Source organism: Georgenia wangjunii, from assembly GCF_036421975.1.
Classification (GTDB): domain Bacteria; phylum Actinomycetota; class Actinomycetes; order Actinomycetales; family Actinomycetaceae; genus Georgenia_A; species Georgenia_A wangjunii.
In genome coordinates, this window is the sequence record NZ_JAZGON010000011.1 from 60,478 (window position 1) to 78,669 (window position 18,192).

An 18,192-nucleotide genomic window follows, 5' to 3' on the forward strand; every position below is an offset into this window, starting at 1 on the left:
GCAAACGCGCGCCGGCGGGCGCGAATTCCCCGCGTCAGCGGCGCGGGAGCCGGACGACCGAGACGAAGAAGTCGTCAATCTTGCGCACGACGTCGATGAACCGGTCGAAGTCGACCGGCTTCGTCACGTACGCGTTGGCGTGCAGGTCGTAGCTGCGCAGGATGTCCTCCTCCGCCTCCGACGTCGTGAGGACGACGACGGGTACCCGCCGGAGGGCGGGGTCCTCCTTGAGCTCGGCGAGGACCTCTCGCCCGTCCATCCGCGGGAGGTTGAGGTCGAGCAGGATGAGGTCGGGCGTGGGGGCACCGGCGTGCTCACCCTCCTTGCGGAGATAGGCCATGGCCGACTCGCCGTCGCTGACGACCGTGAGGCGGTTGGCGACCTTGTAGTCCGCGAACGCCTCCTGCGTCATGAGCACGTCCCCCGGGTCGTCCTCGACGAGCAGCACCTCGATCATTGCCTCGCTCACGCGTCCTCCTGCGACGTCCCGGCGACCGCGATGGTCGCGCCGCTGCCATTCTCACCCATGGGCGCGGGCCCCGCCCGACCCGTCCGCGGACGCCGCCTCCTCGCGCAGGACGGGCAACGTCCAGTGCAGGACGGTGCCGACGTCGTCCGGCTCGCGCTCCGCGACCCAGATCCGCCCGCCGTGCAGCTCGATGATGCGCTTGCACAACGACAGGCCGATGCCGGTGCCCTCGTAGGCGTCCTTGGCGTGGAGCCGCTGGAAGATGACGAAGACGCGCTCGGCGTGCCGCGGCTCGATGCCGATGCCGTTGTCCGCGCACGTGAAGAGCCACTCCTCCCCCGAGCGCTCCGCCCGGATCTCGATGCGCGGCGGACGATCGGGGTGACGGAACTTCACGGCGTTGCTCAAGAGGTTCTGGAAGAGCTGCGTGAGGACGACCCGGTGCCCGAGCACGGGGGGAAGGTCCGCGGCGAGGACCTGGCCGCCCGTCGTCGTGAGCGTGTCCGAGACGTTGGCCAGGGCGTCGGCGAGGCACGCGTCGAGGTCGACGACGCCGGCCTCCTCCCCGCCCCGGCCCACGCGCGAGAACACGAGGAGGTCCTGGATGAGGCGCTGCATCCGCTTCGCGCCGTCGACGGCGAACTCGATGTACTGGTCCGCCCGCTCGTCGAGCTGGCCGCCGTAGCGGCGCTGGAGCAGCTGGGTGAAGGAGGCGACCTTGCGCAGCGGTTCCTGGAGGTCGTGCGAGGCGACGTAGGCGAACTGCTCGAGGTCCCGGTTGGAGGCCTCGAGCTCGCTGCGCGCCTGGCGGACGCTCTCGAGCTCGGCGACGAGCTGGCGGCGCATCTGCTCGACGTCCGCACCGAGACCGACGACCTCGTCGGGCCCGTCGCCCTCGACCTGCGCGGTGAGGTCCCCGGCGGCCACGGCCCGGCTCGACGCGGCGAGCCGCTCCAGCGGGTCGGTCACCCACGCCCGCAGGAGCCGCCACAGCACGGTGCCGACCGCGACGGCCGACACGGCGAGGAGGACCATCGAGACGACGAGGACGGTCCGCCACGTGCGCAGGCTCTCCGCCGCGTCGCTGCGGTAGTCGAGGAGGGTGCCGAGCGTCCTGTCGATGCCCGCGCGGACGTCGGCGAAGAGCGCGAGCCCGCGCGCCCGGTTGGCTGCGTACGCCTCGTCCGGGCCGTCCCCGGCACGCGCGACGGTCGGCTCGGCGAACTCCGTGCGCCACACCTCGACCGCGACGAGGAGGTCGTCCAGGGCGCCGGCGAGCGCGCCGTCGTCGGGCAGGGCGGCGGTCACCTCCTCGGCGACGGCGGCGAGGGCGGCGACGTCGAGCCTGTCGTAGGGGCCGCGCACCGCCGGGTCGGCGGTGAGGGCGTAGGCGCGCACGGACCCCTCGGCGTCGACGAGGTCGGCGTGGGCGTCCTCCATGCTGACGACGGCGTCGAAGAGGACCTCCGTCACGCGGCTCTCGTGCCGGCTCACCTGGAGGAGCGCCGCGAACGCGAGGAGGAGGACGAGGCCGAGCACGAGCCCGCCGGCGACGAGCGCCGTCCGGACCCGGCTGCGCAGGGTCCAGCCGGTCGGGCGGTCGCTCAGCGGAGGTGCGCCCGCGCTCACCGGGGGTCCCAGCCGACGAGCACGACGGCGAGCTCCTCGGTCGACGCCGCGGCGTAGCGCCTGGCCGCGCGCAGGAGCGACTCGGCGAGCTCGGCGTCGTCGCCCGTCGTCCGCGCGCCCTCGGCGAGCAGGTCCCGCAGGCGCCGCAGGCCGAGAGGTTCGCCCTCCGAGGAACGGGCGCCGACGAGGCCGCAGGAGACGAGCGCGAGACGGCCGTCCGGCTCGAGGGGGACCTCGGCGACGGGCCATGCGCCCTCGCCCGCCCCGAGCGCGGGGCCGGCCACCTCGACGGGCACCGCGCCGTCCGCGCCGAGGAGGAGCGGTGCAGGGTGCCCGGCGACGTGGACGCGCGCGCGCCGCGACGCGGCGTCGACCTCGACCATGACCGCCGCCGCCGTGCAGCCACCGTCGAGGTGCTCGGCCCGGACGAGCCCGTCGAGGCTGCGCAGGACGTCCCCCGCCGGGAGGCCGGCGAGGACGAGTGCCCGCCAGGAGATCCGCAGCGAGGCGCCGAGCGTCGCTGCCTCCTGCCCGGCGGCGGAGACGTCGGCGAGGAGGGCGGCGACGGTGCCGTCCGGGCGGCGCACGGCGTCGGACAGGTCGCTGCGCCCACCGGCCCCGTCGTGGCGCACGGTCACGCGCACGGCTCCCGCGGGAAGCTCCGGGCCGGCGAGGAGGCCGCGCTCGAGACGCGACGTGCCGTCGGTCAGCGCGGCGGGGCCGTCGTCGCGGCGCGCGCGCTCGGCGCGGCGCCGCTCGACCGCGAACCGGATGGCCCGCCCGAGGGCCTCGCCGCCGACGGTGCCCTTGACGAGGTAGTCCTGGGCTCCGGCGGCGACGGCCCGCACCCCCCGCTCGGCGTCGTCGAGCCCGGTGAGGACGACGAGGGCCGCGTCGGAGACCTCGCGGAGCCGGACGAGCGCGTCGAGCCCGCTGGCGTCGGGCAGGCCGAGGTCGAGCAGGACGCAGTCCACCGGCACGGCGAGCGCGTCGAGGGCGGCCTCGAGGCTCCAGGCGCGGGTGAGGTCCGGGTAGAGGTCGGCCTCGGCGAGGAGCTCCTCGACGAGGAGCGCGTCACCGTCGTCGTCCTCGACGAGCAGCACGTGCAGCGGCTCCTCACCGGCACGTGCGTGCCCCGATGTCGCCTCGTGCAGCACGTGATCATTCCTTTCGTCCCGGTCATCGTACGCAAGCGGCAGGGCTGCCCACCGACGCGTCGCCCCACGGGTCCGCTCGTCGTTGATAATGGTCTGCCTGCCCGGACGAGACCGGGTGCGAGTGAGCGGAGGACCCGTGGCGGTGAACCCGACGGCGGCACCGAGCGTGTGGGCCGAGGACCAGACGTTCGTCGACGGCGCCTACGCCCGGCTGGACCAGCTGCGCGCGGACTACCGCGAGCGTCTCGTGGCCGTCCGCCGCGCCGGCCCCTCCGGGTCGCCGCAGAACCGCTCCGAGCGGGACGCCTTCGCGGCCCACTACGAGGACACCCTCGCCCGCCTCGACCAGGTGGAGAACCGCCTCGTCTTCGGACGGCTCGACCTCGCCGACGCCACACGCCGCTACATCGGGCGGATCGGGCTGTCCGACGCCGAGCACGACTCGCTCCTCATCGACTGGCGCGCCCCGGCGGCGCGCCCCTTCTACCAGGCCACCGCAGCCAACCCCGACGACGTCGTGCGGCGCCGGCACCTCATGACCCGCGCACGCTCCGTCGTCGGCGCGGAGGACGAGCTGCTCGACGCGGAGGCACCGGATGTCGAGGGCCTCACCGGCGAGGGCGCGCTCTTCGCGGCCATGTCCGCCGCGCGCGAGGGGCGGATGGCGGACATCGTCGCGACGATCCAGGCGGAGCAGGACCGCATCATCCGGTCCCCGCGGGAGGGGATCCTCGTCGTCCAGGGCGGGCCGGGCACGGGCAAGACGGCGGTCGCCCTCCACCGCGCGGCCTACCTCCTCTACACCCACCGGGAGCGCCTCGAGCGCTCCGGCGTCCTCCTCGTCGGGCCGAGCCGCGTGTTCCTGCGCTACATCGAGCAGGTCCTGCCCTCGCTCGGCGAGAGCGACGTCGTCGCGACCACCCTCGAGGACCTCCTCGCGGACGTCCCCGCGCCGGGCACCGAGGACGAGGCCGCGGCGGAGGTCAAGGGCCGGGCCGTCATGGCCGACGTCCTGCGCCGCGCCGTGCGCGCGCTGCCCCGCGGCCTGGCCGCCCCGGTCGCGCTCGACGTCGACGGCGAGACGGTCGTCCTCGAGCCCGAGGACGTGCGCCGCGCCCAGGAGCGGGCCCGGCGCACGGGCAAGCCCCACAACGTCGCGCGCAAGACGTACGCGAACGCGGTCCTCGAGCAGCTCGTGCGGAGGTGGGCGCTGGACAAGGGCCTCGACGTCGACAGCGAGCGCGGCTACCTCCTCGCCTCGCTGCGGGAGGCGCCGGACGCCCGGCGCGAGATCAACCTGCGCTGGATGCCGACCGAGCCCGCCCAGCTCCTGCGCCGCCTCTACGCCGACCCCGAGCTGCTCGGGCGCCACGGCCACGGCCTCACGCGCCGCGAGCGTGCGCTCCTGCGGCGCGAGCCGGACGCGCCGTGGACACCCGCGGACCTGCCGCTGCTCGACGAGCTGGCGACCCTCCTCGGCGAGCTCGAGCGCCCCGAGGCGGAGCGCGCCCGCCGCGCGCGGGCGGCCGAGCGGGCGGCCGAGGTCGCCTACGCCGAGCACGCCATCGCCGCGGACGACCTCGGCGGCGGGATGGTCGACGCCGCCACCCTCGCCGGCCGGTTCACCGAGCGGGACGCGAGGCTGACGACGGCCGAGCGGGCGCTCGGCGACCGGGCGTGGACGTACGGGCACATCGTCGTCGACGAGGCCCAGGAGCTCTCCCCCATGGCGTGGCGCGCGCTCCTGCGCCGCTGCCCCACGCGCTCGATGACACTGGTCGGTGACCTCGACCAGCGCTCGGGCCACGTGCGCGCCCGCTCGTGGACGGACGTCCTCGGGATCGCCGCCAAGGACCACCTCCGGGAGGAGGCGCTGACGATCAACTACCGCACGCCCTCCCGGGTCATGGACGCCGCCGCGTCCGTGCTCCGCGCCCAGGGCGCGGCCCTCGCCGTGCCCGCCCGCTCTGCCCGCGACGTGCCCGACTCGCTGCGCGCCACCCGGACGGGCCTCGCGGGGCTCCCCGGCGTCGTCGCCGCCGAGCTCGCGGAGCTGAGCGAGGGCCGGCTCGCCGTCGTCGTCCCTGCGGGGCGGACCGCCGAGGTGTACGAGCTCCTCGCACCGCGGCTCGACGGCGTGCTCGGCGCCCAGGGCGGCGACCCGCTCGCGGCGCGGGCGCTCGTCGTCGACCCGGTCGCCGCCAAGGGCCTGGAGTTCGACGTCGTCGTCCTCCTCGAGCCCGCGGAGGTGCTCGCCACGGGCCCGGGCGACCTCTACGTGGCGATGACCCGCCCGACCCGCCGCCTCCACGTCGTCCACTCCGGCGACCTGCCGGGGGGCCTGGCCGAGTCCGACCAGCGGATGGAGGGTCATCCCGCCCCACGGAGTGCGGGATGATGGCCCGCGTGCGCGCACTGCTCCTCGAGAACCCCCATCCCAATGCCGACGTCGCCCTGAGCGGTGTCGGTCTCGACGTCGTCCGGCACCCCGGTGCCATGGACGAGGACGAGCTCATCGCCGCCCTGGACGACGACGTCCAGGTGCTCGGCATCCGCTCGAAGACCCAGGTGAGCGCCCGGGTGCTCGAGGCCGCGCCCCAGCTGCTCGCCATCGGTGCGTTCTGCATCGGGACGAACCAGGTCGACCTGCGCGCCGCCGCCCGGCGGGGCGTCGCGGTCTTCAACGCGCCCTTCTCCAACACGCGCTCCGTCGTCGAGCTCACCCTCGCCGAGATCATCGCGCTCAACCGGCGGCTCACCGAGCGCGACAGCGCGCTCCACGCCGGGGTGTGGGAGAAGTCCGCCGCCGGGGCGCACGAGGTGCGGGGCCGCACGCTCGGCATCGTCGGCTACGGGAACATCGGCACCCAGCTCTCCGTCCTCGCCGAGGCGCTCGGCATGCGGGTCGTCTTCTACGACAACGCCGAGAAGCTCGCGCTCGGCAACGCTCAGCGCATGGGGAGCCTCGAGGACCTCCTCGAGGTGGCCGACGTCGTCACGCTCCACGTCGACGGGCGCGCCGGCAACGCGGGCATGTTCGGCCGCGAGCAGTTCGAGCGCATGCGGCCCGGGGCCATCTTCCTCAACCTCTCGCGCGGCTTCCTCGTCGACTACGCCGCCCTGCGCGACCACGTCCTCGACGGGCGGATCACGGGCGCGGCGGTCGACGTCTTCCCCACGGAGCCCAAGCGCAACGGCGACCCCTTCGAGTCCGAGCTACGCGGCCTGCCCAACGTCATCCTCACCCCGCACGTCGGGGGCTCGACCGAGGAGGCGCAGGAGGGCATCGGCAGCTTCGTCTCGCACAAGCTCGCCCGGTACGTCGCGGACGGGACGACGACGATGAGCGTCAACGTCCCCTCGCTCGTCCTCGACCCGGCGCCGACGGCGCGCTACCGGGTGGCCTACCTCCACCGGAACACCCCCGGCGTCCTCGCGCTCGTCAACCAGGCGTTCGCCGAGCACGGCGCGAACATCGAGGGGCAGATCCTCGGCACGTCCGGCGACATGGGCTACGTCATCACCGACATCGGTGCCCAGCTCCCGCCGGAGGCGGTCGCCGCGCTCGGTGAGGTCGAGGACACCATCCGGCTACGGGTCCTGCGCGCGAGCTGACCTACGGGCGGCGGTAGCGTGCATGGCATGACCTACGTCGCCGCCCCGGACCGCTACTCCACCACGCCCTACCGCCGCTGCGGGCGCAGCGGGCTCGACCTGCCCGCCATCGCCCTCGGGCTGTGGCAGAACTTCGGCGACGCGAACCCCGTCCAGACCCAGCGCGACATCGTCCTGCACGCGTTCGACCGCGGCGTCACGCACATCGACCTCGCGAACAACTACGGGCCGCCGCCCGGCTCGGCCGAGGAGTCCTTCGGCCGGATGCTCGCCACCGACCTCGCGCCGTACCGGGACGAGCTCGTCATCTCGACGAAGGCCGGCTACGAGATGTGGCCCGGGCCCTACGGCGACGGCGGCTCGCGCAAGTACCTCCTCGCCTCCCTCGACGCGTCACTGCGCCGGATGGGCCTGGACTACGTCGACATCTTCTACAGCCACCGCGACGACCCGACGACGCCGCTCGCGGAGACGATGGGCGCGCTCAAGACGGCGGTCGACTCGGGCCGCGCGCTCTACGCCGGCATCTCCTCCTACTCGGCGGAGCGCACCGCCGAGGCGGTGGGCGTCGCCGCCGAGATCGGCCTGCGTCTCAGCGTCCACCAGCCCTCGTACTCGATGCTCAACCGCTGGATCGAGGCGGGCGAGCCGAGCGCGCTCGACGTCATCGCCGGCGCGGGGATGGGCACGGTCGTCTTCTCCCCGCTCGCCCAGGGCATGCTCACCGACAAGTACCTCGGTGGGGTCCCCGAGGGCTCGCGCGCCGCGCGCGGCGGGTCGCTGCGCCGGGAGTTCCTCACCGAGGAGAACCTCACCCACGTCCGCGCACTCAACGACATCGCGGCGGCGCGCGGGCAGACGCTCGCCCAGCTCGCCCTCGCGTGGGTCCTGCGCGACGAGCGCGTGACGACGGCCCTCGTCGGCGCCTCGAGCGTCGCCCAGCTCGACGACTCCCTCGCGGCGCTGGACAACCTCGAGCTCGGCGCGGACGAGCTCGCGCAGATCGACGCCCACGCCGTCGAGGCCGGGATCAACATCTGGGGCTGAGCACCGGGGCCCGCGCGCGAACCTACGCAGGCGTAAGTTAGCCTCGTCGCATGACCGGCACCACCGTCCCTCCCGCGCGCCCCTTCTACGCACCGGGCGTGCCCGCCGAGGTCACCGTGCCCGCGGAGCCCCTGCCGACGCTCCTCGCCGACGCGACCGCGCGCTTCCCGGACCGGGTGGCGCTGGACTTCCTCGGCGGGACGACGACGTACCGCGAGCTCGCCGCCCAGGTCGAGCAGGCGGCGGGGCTCCTGGCCGCCGCGGGGGTGCGGGCCAGGGACCGGGTCGCGCTCGTCCTGCCGAACTGCCCGCAGCACGTCGTCGCCTTCTACGCCGTCCTACGGCTCGGTGCGGTCGTCGCGGAGCACAACCCGCTCGCGCCCACGGCGGAGGTCCAGGCCCAGCTCGCGCGGCACGGCGCTCGCGTCGCCGTCGTCTGGGAGAAGTCGCTCCCGGCGGTGTGCCCGGACAGGGACCTCGGCGGACGCACCGTCTTCGCCGTCGACCTCTCCGCCGGGCTGCCTCGCCGCTCGCGCGTCCTCCTGCGGCTCCCGCTCGCCGCGGCCCGCGCCCAGCGCGACGCCCTGCGCGGCCCCGTCCCGCCCGGCGTGCGGAGCTGGGACCGCGAGGTGGGGAAGGCGCAGCCGGTCGCGAGCACGCACCCGCTGCCCGCCTCGGGCGACCCCGCCGTCCTCATGCACACCGGGGGGACGACCGGCTCGCCCAAGGCCGTCGCCCTCACGCACCACAACCTCCTCGCGAACGCCACGCAGGGCCGGGCGTGGGTCCAGGGGCTCGTCGAGGGTGAGGAGACGATCTACGGCGTCCTGCCGTTCTTCCACGCCTTCGGCCTCACCCTCTGCCTCACCTTCGCGGTGAGCATGGGCGCGACGCAGGTGATCCTGCCCCGCTTCGACGCCGAGACCGTGCTCGCCGCGATGCGCCGCCGGCCGGCGACCTTCATGCCGGGCGTCCCCCCGATGTTCGACCGCCTCGCGGCCGCCGCGACGGAGAAGGGCGCCGACCTCAGCACGATCCGGTTCGCCATCTCCGGCGCCATGGCCCTCGACGGCGAGGTCGCCGCCCGCTGGGAGGCCGCGACCGGGGGGCTCATCATCGAGGGCTACGGGATGACCGAGTGCTCCCCCGTCGCCCTCGGGAGCCCGCTGAGCGAGGACCGGCGTCCCGGCACGCTGGGGATCCCCTTCCCCTCGACGCAGATCCGGGTCGTCGACCCCGAGGACCCCGCACGGGACGTCCCGCCCGGCACCCCCGGTGAGCTCCTCATCTCCGGCCCGCAGGTCTTCGGCGGCTACTACGACGACCCCGAGGAGAGCGCCGCCGTCCTCCTGCCGGGCGGCTGGCTGCGCACGGGCGACATCGTCACGGTCGACGAGGACGGGTTCGTCACCCTCGCGGACCGGATCAAGGAGCTCATCATCTCGGGGGGCTTCAACATCTACCCGTCGCAGGTCGAGGAGGCCGTTCGGGCGATGCCGGGAGTGGCGGACGTCGCCGTCGTCGGCGTGCCGGCCGGCGCGCTGGGCGAGCGGGTCGTCGCCGCGATCGTCCTCGAGGCGGGTGCGAACGTCGACCTCGAGTCCGTTCGCCGGTGGTGCGAGGACCGGCTCTCCCGCTACGCCGTGCCGCGCCAGCTCGCCGTCCTCGCCGAGCTCCCCCGCTCCCAGCTGGGCAAGGTCCTGCGGCGCAGCGTGCGCGAGCGCCTCATGCGCGACGAGGGGGCCGCGCCGACGCCCTGAGCGGGCGGTCTGCGGTGCGGTGCGCCTGCGGTGCGCCGGTGCGGGCGGGGGGAGCCGGTGACGGCGGCGGCTTCCCCTCCGCCGCCGTCCCCGGCCGTTCCTGGGGCGGGAACCTCGCCGCCCGCTCCGCCGGTCAGCCGACCGGCCGGTGGGCGGGGCCGTCGTCCACGCGCCGTGCTGGGCACCCTAGCGCCGCCCTCCAGCGCCGCGCGACCGGACGCGTGCGGTGCCCTCAGGCCACGGGGGCGGCGGGCTCGCCGTCGGGGGCCGCGTGCTGTGCCCGCAAAGCCTTGATGGCCGCCTCGAAGTCGTCGAGGGAGGAGAAGGCGGAGTACACGCTCGCGAAACGGAGGTAGGCGACCTCGTCGAGCGCACGGAGCGGGCCGAGGATCGCGAGACCGATCTCGTGGGCGTCGATCTGGGCGGCGCCGCTCGCGCGCACCGCCTCCTCGACCTGCTGGGCGAGGAGGGCGAGGTCGTCGTCCGAGACCGGACGGCCCTGGCACGCCTTGCGCACCCCGGAGACAACCTTCTCGCGGCTGAACGGCTCGACGACGCCGGAGCGTTTGATGACGGACAGGCTCGACGTCTCGAGCGTCGTGAACCGCCGCCCGCAGCTCGGGCACTGCCGTCGCCGGCGGATCGCCGACCCGTCCTCGGCCGTGCGGGAGTCGATGACGCGGGAGTCCTCGTGGCGGCAGAAGGGGCAGTGCACGTCTGCACCGTAGGTGCGCGCCCCCTCGCGGTGCAACCGCCCGTCCTCAGGAGGCGGGCACGAGGATCTGCTGACCGGCCCGCAGCTCGGCGGAGGACAGCCCGTTGAGCGCGAGCATCTCGTCGACGACGTCACGCACGTCCTCCCCCGGGGCGGCCGCGCCGGCGGCGATGCCCCACAGCGTCTCGCCGGCCCCGACGGTCACTGCCGTCACGGGCCCCTCCGCCCCGGCGGCTCCGGCCTGCCCCGCCCACGCGCCGACGCCGACCGCGGCGGTCGTCGCCGCAAGGAAGGCGAACGTCGCGACGACGGCCCGCCCGCGCGCCGTGAGGTGCTGGCGGGTACGGGCCTCGACGCGGGGCCGGACGGCCGCCGCGGGGCGCGCGGGACCAGGACGGGCCGCCGCTGCGCGAGCCGGGGTGGGGCGCGCGACGGCGGGCCGCGGGGCGGCGGGGCGGTGGGCCGGGGCCTCGGCCGGGCGCGGGACGAAGCCCGGCCGGACGAGCTCGAGCCGCGGCCGCGCGGACCTCACGGGTGCGGTGACGGGCAGGGCCGCGATAGTGCTCATGATGCCTCCTCGAACGTGTGTACGTCGAACGCCTGTGCGATACCGTAGCGCGCTGCGGCGCCGATGTCGACACACCGTCGAACAGATGTTTGATCTGCCGGCGTGGGCCTCCTACGCTGTGACTGGATCAGCCCATCACCGACCACTGACATCGCAGGCACAGGAGCCCACCGTGAGCGCATCCAAGGAGTCACCCGCCGAGACCGGCGCCTCGATCCACGAGCTCGCGGAGCGACCGGCCGCGGACGGCGGGCTGACCGAGCGCCAGCGCCTCGTGCTCGAGACCATCCGCCGGGCGGTCTCCGAGCGGGGCTACCCGCCGAGCATGCGCGAGATCGGTGAGGCGGTCGGCCTGACGAGCCCGTCCTCGGTCAAGCACCAGCTCACGGTGCTCGAGAAGAAGGGGTACGTGCGGCGGGACCCCAACCGCCCGCGCGCGATCGAGATCGTTGCCTCCGCGGTCACCGGACCGCGCGGCCTCGCGACCCACCTCAGCCCCGAGGAGGGCACCGACGCGCCCGAGGCGCGCCTCGTGCCCGTCGTCGGCCGCATCGCCGCGGGTGGCCCGATCCTCGCCGACCAGGTCGTCGAGGACGTCTTCCCGCTCCCCCGGCAGCTCGTCGGGGACGGCGAGCTCTTCCTCCTGCGCGTCGCCGGCGACTCGATGGTCGAGGCCGCGATCTGCGACGGGGACTGGGTGGTCGTGCGCCGCCAGCAGGTGGCGGAGAACGGCGAGGTCGTCGCGGCGATGATCGACGGCGAGGCGACGGTCAAGACCTTCCAGCGCCGCGACGGCTCCGTGTGGCTCCTGCCGGCGAACGCGGCCTACTCCCCGATCCCCGCCAACGACGCGCAGGTGCTCGGGCGCGTCGTCTCTGTCCTGCGCAGCCTCTGAGGGGCGCGCCCGGGGCCGGCGGGGCCGGTGTGGTCTAGTAGCCGAGCTCGCGGACGACGCCGCGGATGCGGTCGGCGCTCGCCCGCAGCCCGGCCACCTCGGCCGGCGTCATCGGCGGGACGAGCTTCTCGCCCGCACCCGCCCGCCCGACGACGGTGGGCACGGAGAGGCACACGTCGGAGATGCCGACGTAGTCCGTCAGCAGCGTCGAGACGGACAGGACGCGGTTCTCGGCCCGGAGGATCGCCTCGATGATGCTCACGCCGGCGAGGGCGACGGCGTAGTTCGTCGCACCCTTGCCCGCGATGATGCGGTACGCCGAGTCGACGACCTCGGCCGCGATGGCCGCGCGGGAGCCGGCGTCGAGGAGCGGGGCGTGCGTCGTGCTCCAGTCGAGGAGCGGGACGGCCCCGAGCATCGCCGAGCTCCACAGCGGGATCTCGGTGTCACCGTGCTCACCGACGACGTAGGCGTGGACGTTCTGCACCGCGAGGCCGCACTCCTCGGCGAGGCGGTAGCGCAGCCGGGAGGTGTCGAGGACCGTGCCGGAGCCGAAGAGCCGGTGCGGCGGCAGGCCGGAGATGGTCAGCGCGGCCTGCGTGACGACGTCGACGGGGTTGGTCACCATGAGGTAGACCGCGTCCGGCGCCACAGCGGTCAGCCGGGGCACGACCGTACGCATGAGCGCGACGGTGCTCGCGGCGAGGTCGATCCGCGACTGGCCGGGCTTCTGCTTGGCGCCGGCCGTGACGACGACGACGTCGGCGTCGCGGCAGACCTCGACGTCGTCGGAGCCCTCGATGCGCGCCGGCGGCATGAACTGGATGCCGTGGGCGAGGTCGAGCGCCTCGGCCTCGACCTTGGCGCGGTTGACGTCGTAGAGCGCGACGTGGCCGGCGGCCCCGCGCATGAGGGTCGCGTAGGCGAGGGTCGACCCGACGGCGCCCGCGCCGACGATCGCCACCTTGCTCGGTCGGTGCCCGCTCGTCTCTGCCATGATCGACCTCCTCGTCGCCCTGCCTGGGCGTCCGGGGACCACCCTAGGCGGGCGCCGGTGCGTCCGCCGCGAGGCGCCGCAGCGCCGCCCGCGCGACCTCGCCGTCGGACGTCGGCCACAGGGGCGGCATCGAGCGGGTGAGGAAGCTGCCGTAGCGGGCCGTCGCGAGCCGCGGGTCGAGGACGGCGACGACACCGCGGTCGCTCGTCGAGCGCACGAGCCGCCCGGCGCCCTGGGCGAGGAGGAGGGCGGCGTGCGAGGCGGCGACGGACATGAACCCGTTGCCGCCGGCGGCCGCGACGACCTCGGACCGGGCGGAGCGGACCGGGTCGTCGGGGCGCGGGAACGGGATCCGGTCGATGAGGACGAGCCGGCACGTCGGCCCAGGGACGTCGACCCCCTGCCACAGCGAGAGCGTGCCCATGAGGCTCGTCGGCACGTCGGCGGCGAACTGGCGGACGAGCGTGGGGAGCTGGTCCTCGCCCTGGCACAGGACGGGGGTGTCGAGCTCGGCCCGGAGCGCCTCGGTGACCTCCTCGGCGGCCCGGCGCGAGGAGAAGAGCCCGAGCGTGGCCCCGCCGGCGGCGCGGACGAGCGCGACGATCTCGGCGAGCGTCGCCGGGCTCGTGCCGTCGCGCCCGGGCGGGGGGAGGTGCCGGGCGACGTAGAGGATCCCCTGCCGGCCGTAGTCGAAGGGCGAGCCGACGTCGATCCCGTGCCACGGGCCCGTCGGACGTCGCGGCGCGTCGCCGTCGCCGTTGCCGTCAGTGCTCGCGGGGGCGGCATCGGTGCCCGCGCGGCCGACGAGCGTGAGGCCGAGCGTGCGGGCCATCGGGTCGAACGTGCCGCCGAGGGCGAGGGTGGCGGAGGTGAGGACGCTCGCGCGCCCGGCGAGCAGCCGGGACGCGATGGGGCCGGCGACGTCGAGCGGCGCCAGCCGGAGCCGGGGCTGCTCGAGGCCACCCCGGGCGCGCTCGCACCACAGGACGTCGGTGCGGCGCGCGACGCCGTCGCCGAGGAGGCGCTCGGCGGTCTCGGCGAGGACGAGGACCGCGGAGCGGGCCATGGCGCGCCCACCGGCCTCCGCCTCGACGCCCTCCCCGCGGACGGCGGCGAGGATCTCGCGGCTGCCGGAGGCGACGAGGGTGACGGCGTCGAGGAGCGCGGCGGGCAAGCCGTCGCGGAGCCGGCCGTCGGGGACGACCTCGAGGCGGGTGCGCAGGGCGGCGGCCGCGGCGTCCAGCGTCGTCGCGGGGATGCCCGTGTGCTTGCGCGCGAGGCGGGCGGTGCGCTCGACGACGGCGGCGGAGAGCTCGAGCGTCGAGGCGGCGGTGACGCGCTCGGCGAGCTCGTGGGCCTCGTCGACGACGAGGACGTCGTGCTCGGGAAGGACGTTGGGCGAGCCCGACGCGGCGATGCCGAGCATGGCGTGGTTCGTCACGACGACGTGCGCGTCGCGGGCGGCCTGCCGTGCCGCCTCGGGGAAGCACTCGGCGAGCATGGGGCAGGCGGACCCGAGGCACTCGAGCTTCGTCACCGACACCTGGCGCCACGCGCGCTCGCTCACGCCGGGGACGAGGTCGTCCCGGTCCCCGGTCTCGCTCTCCTGCGCCCACTCGCGCAGGCGGAGCACCTGCTCGCCGAGGCCGGCGGCCGACCCGCCCGCGGGGACGGGAGCAGCCGTGGCGGGCGACTCCCCCGTGGCCGCGCTGACGGAGAACAGCCCGGGCTCGTCCTCGACGGGGTACCCCCCGGCGACCTTGTGCTTGCACACGTAGTTCTGCCAGCCCTTGAGGAGCGCGACGGCGGGGCGCACCCCCGTCCGCTCCGCGAGGACGTCGGCGACGAGCGGGACGTCGTGGGTGAGGACCTGGCGCTGGAGCGCGAGCGTCGCCGTCGAGATGACGGCCCGCTCCCCGGTGCGCGCGGCGTGCTCGAGGACGGGCACGAGGTAGGCGAGCGACTTGCCCGTGCCCGTGCCGGCCTGGACGAGGAGTGGCGCGGGCTCGGCGAGGACGTCGCAGATCGCCGTCGTCATCTCCTCCTGGCCGGCGCGCCGGCTCCCGCCGAGGCGCGCGACCGCGACGTCGAGGATCCCGAGCGCGGCCTCGCCGCCGCTCACGCCTGGGCGGCGACGAGCTCGGCCGCGAGCGTCTCGTCGACCCGTGCCTGGAGGCGGGTGCCGTCCCCCATGTGCTCCTCCGCGATGACCTCGCCGGTGGAGTGCGCGCGTGAGACGAGGTCGCCGCGCGAGTAGGGCACGACGACGTCGACCTCGACGGCGGGGCGCGGCAGTGCCTCGGCCAGCCGGTCACGGAGCTCGTTCATCCCCGCACCGGTGCGCGCGGAGACGACGACGGCGCCGGGGTAGCGCGTGAGGAGGCGGGTGACGGCGTCGGGCTCGGCCAGGTCCGCCTTGTTGAGGACGACGATCTCCGCGAGGTCGTCCGCGCCGGGGATGTCCGCGAGGACGGTGCGCACGGCGCTCACCTGTCCCTCCGGGTCCGGGTGAGCCGCGTCGACGACGTGGAGGATGAGGTCCGCCTCGGCGACCTCCTCGAGGGTGGAGCGGAACGCCTCGACGAGCTCGTGCGGGAGCGAGCGGACGAAGCCCACCGTGTCGCTCAGCGTGAAGGCACGCCCGTCCGGCGTCTCCGCGCGGCGCACCGTCGGGTCGAGCGTGGCGAAAAGGGCGTTCTCGACGAGGACACCCGCCCCGGTGAGCTGGTTGAGGAGCGAGGACTTGCCGGCGTTCGTGTACCCGACGATGGCGACACCGGGGACCTGCGAGCGCTGGCGGGAGGAGCGCTTCGTCTCGCGCGAGGGCGCCATCGCGGCGATCTGACGACGGAGCCGGGACATGCGCGTGCGGATGCGGCGGCGGTCGAGCTCGATCTTCGTCTCACCCGGCCCGCGGGAGCCGATGCCCGCACCGGCGGCGACCCGGCCACCCGCCTGGCGGGACATCGACTCACCCCACCCGCGCAGGCGCGGGAGCAGGTACTCGAGCTGCGCGAGCTCGACCTGGGCCTTGCCCTCCCGGGACTTCGCGTGCTGGGCGAAGATGTCGAGGATGAGGGCCGTGCGGTCGACGACCTTGACCTTGACGACGTCCTCGAGCCCGCGCCGCTGCGAGGGCGCGAGGTCACCGTCGACGACGACGGTGTCCGCGCCCACGGCGGCGACGAGCTCGGCAAGCTCGGCCGCCTTGCCCGAGCCGAGATAGGTCGCCGGGTCCGGCGTGGCGCGGCGCTGGAGGAGACCGTCGAGGACGGTCGACCCGGCGGTCTCGGCGAGCGCGGCGAGCTCGCGTAGGGAGACCTCGGCGATCTCGGCGGAACCGGTGTTCCACAGCCCGACGAGGACGACCCGCTCGAGGCGCAGCTGGCGGTACTCGACCTCGGTGACGTCCTCGAGCTCGGTCGACAGGCCCGCCACGCGGCGCAGCGCCGAGCGCTCCTCGCGCTCGAGCTGGTCGCCGTCGGCGCTGCTGCCGCCGGCGTCCTCGACCTGGAGCGCCGTGCCGGCACGGGCAAGGATCCGGGCGACGACGTCCTCCGCGGCCTCCTGCGCACCTCGCGGCTGCGTGGGATCGGCGTGGGTGGGGTGGTCGCTGGGGGTCATGTCGTCCTTGTCCTGCGGGGGTCTGGGTCTGGCGCGGACGCGGTGGTGGTGCGCCCGGAACCTGCCTCCCAGGGTCCCACGCCGGGCCGGGCGGTGCGAGCGAATATCCCCAGGGCGAAGCGCGTCCGGACGCTCCGGTAAGTTGCCCGCGTGAGCACCCCCGAGCACTACTTCTCCGCGCGCCCCGCCTCCGCGGAGCAGCTGCGCGACCTCGACGTCACGCTCCGGGGCCGTCGGGTCACGGTCCAGGCCGCGCCCGGGGTGTTCTCCGGCGACCGCCTCGACCTCGGCACGCGCGTGCTCCTCGACGCCGTCGATGACCCGCCGGCGAGCGGGCACCTCGCCGACGTCGGGTGCGGGTGGGGACCCATCGCGCTGGCGATGGCGCAGGCCTCCCCCGGTGCCACGGTGTGGGCGGCCGACGTGAACGAGCGGGCGGTCGACCTCACGGCGCGCAACGCCGCGGCGCTCGGGCTGACGAACCTCCGCGCGCTCACGGCGCCGGCGGCGCTCGAGGGGCTCGACGCCGCGGGTGCGGGCCTCGACGAGATCTGGTCGAACCCGCCCATCCGGATCGGGAAGGTGGCGCTGCACGAGCTCCTGCGCACCTGGCTCGGCCGGCTCGCGCCCACGGGCCGCGCCCACCTCGTCGTCCAGCGCAACCTCGGCGCCGACTCCCTGCACCGGTGGATCGAGACCGAGCTCGCCATGCCGACCGAGCGGCTGACGAGCGCGAAGGGGTACCGCGTGCTGACGGTGCGCCCCAGGTCGTGAGGGGCTGAGCGCCGGCGCGCAGCTACAGGAGGGTCATGTCCGCGACGAGCACGGCCGGGCCCGTGAGCTCGACGCGCTCGCCGTCGACGACCCGCACCTCGACCTGCCCGCCGGGGACGAGGACGCGCCACGCGTCCGGCGCCCCCGCGCCGGCCCACGCCCGCACCGCGAGCGCTGCGGCGCACGTGCCCGTGCCGCACGAGCGGGTCTCCCCCACGCCGCGCTCCTGGACCCGCATGCGGATCGTGCCGACGACCTCCCCGCCGATCTCCTCCTCACCGAGGGGGACGACGAGCTCGACGTTCGTGCCGGCGGCCGGGACGGGTTCGACGGCGATGACCTGGACGAGGTCGGCCGCCTCGAGCGCCGCGACGTCCGGGAGGGCGACGACGGTGTGCGGGTTGGGGACGTCGACGCGCAGGCCCGCCCGCGGCCCGGGGAGCCCGGCGACCCCCACCATGACGTCGTAACCCTCCTCGATCGCCCGTGCGCCGCCCGGCATCCGCCACCGACCCATGTCGACGGTGTAGTCCTCCCCGCTGCGGCGAACGTGCCGCACGCCGGAGCGGGTGCCGACGGCGAGCGCCTCGCCCGCCCCGAGGGTGACGAGCCCCTCGCGCAGGAGGTAGGCGACGAACACGCGGATCCCGTTGCCGCACATCTCGGCGACGGAGCCGTCGGCGTTGCGGTAGTCCATGAACCACTCGGCCGACGCGTCCTGCGCGAGGACGTCGGCCCCCTCGGGCACCGCGCGCGAGCGGACCGCCCGGATGAGGCCGTCGGCGCCGATGCCGGCACGCCGGTCGCAGACGCCGGCGACGTCGTCGGCGCCGATGCTCAGCGCGCCGTCGGGGTCGGTGAGGAGGACGAAGTCGTTCTCGGTGCCGTGCCCCTTCGTCAGGCGGGTTCTGGCGAGCGGGGAGCGCAGTGTGGCCACGCCCC

The 18,192-nt window shown here is 75.2% G+C and carries 15 protein-coding genes; 6 read left to right on the forward strand and 9 right to left on the reverse strand.

Annotated elements, in window-relative coordinates:
* Window positions 1-34: 34 nt before the first annotated feature.
* The 3 genes from V2J63_RS14175 to V2J63_RS14185 all read right to left on the reverse strand — a co-directional run bounded on the left by V2J63_RS14175 (window position 35) and on the right by V2J63_RS14185 (window position 3,255).
* Complete coding sequence (locus tag V2J63_RS14175) at window positions 35-457, reverse strand: response regulator (protein ID WP_331231668.1); 423 nt, start codon at window positions 455-457, stop codon at window positions 35-37.
* A gap of 63 nt (window positions 458-520) precedes the next feature.
* Window positions 521-2,098, reverse strand: coding sequence for a sensor histidine kinase (locus tag V2J63_RS14180; RefSeq protein ID WP_331231636.1), 1,578 nt, complete (start codon window positions 2,096-2,098; stop codon window positions 521-523).
* A complete protein-coding gene (locus V2J63_RS14185) occupies window positions 2,095-3,255 on the reverse strand; it encodes a PP2C family protein-serine/threonine phosphatase (RefSeq protein ID WP_331231637.1) in 1,161 nt (386 codons plus the stop codon). Before V2J63_RS14185 ends, V2J63_RS14180 begins: the two co-directional genes overlap by 4 nt.
* Before the next feature lie 142 nt (window positions 3,256-3,397).
* Between V2J63_RS14185 and V2J63_RS14190 the strand changes: the two genes are divergently transcribed.
* Genes V2J63_RS14190 through V2J63_RS14205 form a run of 4 tightly spaced genes read left to right on the forward strand, consistent with a single transcriptional unit; the run spans window position 3,398 to window position 9,677 of the window.
* Window positions 3,398-5,653, forward strand: coding sequence for a HelD family protein (locus V2J63_RS14190; RefSeq protein WP_331231638.1), 2,256 nt, complete (start codon window positions 3,398-3,400; stop codon window positions 5,651-5,653).
* Window positions 5,653-6,870: a phosphoglycerate dehydrogenase gene (gene serA / locus V2J63_RS14195; RefSeq protein WP_434056341.1), complete on the forward strand. Its 1,218-nt coding sequence runs from the start codon at window positions 5,653-5,655 to the stop codon at window positions 6,868-6,870. The genes V2J63_RS14190 and serA overlap by 1 nt, the downstream gene beginning before the upstream one ends.
* A 27-nt stretch (window positions 6,871-6,897) precedes the next feature.
* Complete coding sequence (mgrA, locus tag V2J63_RS14200) at window positions 6,898-7,917, forward strand: L-glyceraldehyde 3-phosphate reductase (protein ID WP_331231640.1); 1,020 nt, start codon at window positions 6,898-6,900, stop codon at window positions 7,915-7,917.
* Between the two features lie 50 nt (window positions 7,918-7,967).
* Window positions 7,968-9,677, forward strand: coding sequence for an AMP-binding protein (locus tag V2J63_RS14205; protein WP_331231641.1), 1,710 nt, complete (start codon window positions 7,968-7,970; stop codon window positions 9,675-9,677).
* 232 nt (window positions 9,678-9,909) lie between these two features.
* Here V2J63_RS14205 and nrdR read toward each other — a convergent pair whose 3' ends face one another.
* Window positions 9,910-10,392, reverse strand: a complete 483-nt coding sequence (gene nrdR, locus V2J63_RS14210) for a transcriptional regulator NrdR (RefSeq protein WP_331231642.1) — start codon at window positions 10,390-10,392, stop codon at window positions 9,910-9,912.
* Between the two features lie 46 nt (window positions 10,393-10,438).
* Window positions 10,439-10,960, reverse strand: a complete 522-nt coding sequence (locus tag V2J63_RS14215; protein WP_331231643.1) for a LysM peptidoglycan-binding domain-containing protein — start codon at window positions 10,958-10,960, stop codon at window positions 10,439-10,441.
* A gap of 172 nt (window positions 10,961-11,132) precedes the next feature.
* On the opposite strand from V2J63_RS14215, the gene lexA reads away from it, so the two are divergent.
* Complete coding sequence (lexA, locus tag V2J63_RS14220) at window positions 11,133-11,855, forward strand: transcriptional repressor LexA (protein WP_434056338.1); 723 nt, start codon at window positions 11,133-11,135, stop codon at window positions 11,853-11,855.
* A 34-nt stretch (window positions 11,856-11,889) separates the two neighbouring features.
* Here the strand turns inward: lexA and V2J63_RS14225 are convergent, their stop codons facing one another.
* Genes V2J63_RS14225 through hflX form a run of 3 tightly spaced genes read right to left on the reverse strand, consistent with a single transcriptional unit; the run spans window position 11,890 to window position 16,476 of the window.
* Window positions 11,890-12,852 (reverse strand): L-lactate dehydrogenase, encoded by a 963-nt coding sequence (locus tag V2J63_RS14225; protein ID WP_331231644.1) that lies wholly within the window; start codon window positions 12,850-12,852, stop codon window positions 11,890-11,892.
* Window positions 12,853-12,895: 43 nt separating this feature from the next.
* Window positions 12,896-14,974: an ATP-dependent DNA helicase gene (locus V2J63_RS14230; RefSeq protein ID WP_331231645.1), complete on the reverse strand. Its 2,079-nt coding sequence runs from the start codon at window positions 14,972-14,974 to the stop codon at window positions 12,896-12,898.
* Complete coding sequence (hflX, locus tag V2J63_RS14235; RefSeq protein ID WP_331231646.1) at window positions 14,971-16,476, reverse strand: GTPase HflX; 1,506 nt, start codon at window positions 16,474-16,476, stop codon at window positions 14,971-14,973. Before hflX ends, V2J63_RS14230 begins: the two co-directional genes overlap by 4 nt.
* A gap of 150 nt (window positions 16,477-16,626) precedes the next feature.
* On the opposite strand from hflX, the gene V2J63_RS14240 reads away from it, so the two are divergent.
* On the forward strand, window positions 16,627-17,250 hold the full coding sequence (locus V2J63_RS14240) for a class I SAM-dependent methyltransferase (RefSeq protein WP_331231647.1): 624 nt from the start codon (window positions 16,627-16,629) through the stop codon (window positions 17,248-17,250).
* 22 nt (window positions 17,251-17,272) lie between these two features.
* On the opposite strand, the gene dapF is transcribed toward V2J63_RS14240, so the two are convergent.
* Window positions 17,273-18,187 (reverse strand): diaminopimelate epimerase, encoded by a 915-nt coding sequence (gene dapF, locus V2J63_RS14245; RefSeq protein WP_331231648.1) that lies wholly within the window; start codon window positions 18,185-18,187, stop codon window positions 17,273-17,275.
* Window positions 18,188-18,192: the final 5 nt, after the last annotated feature.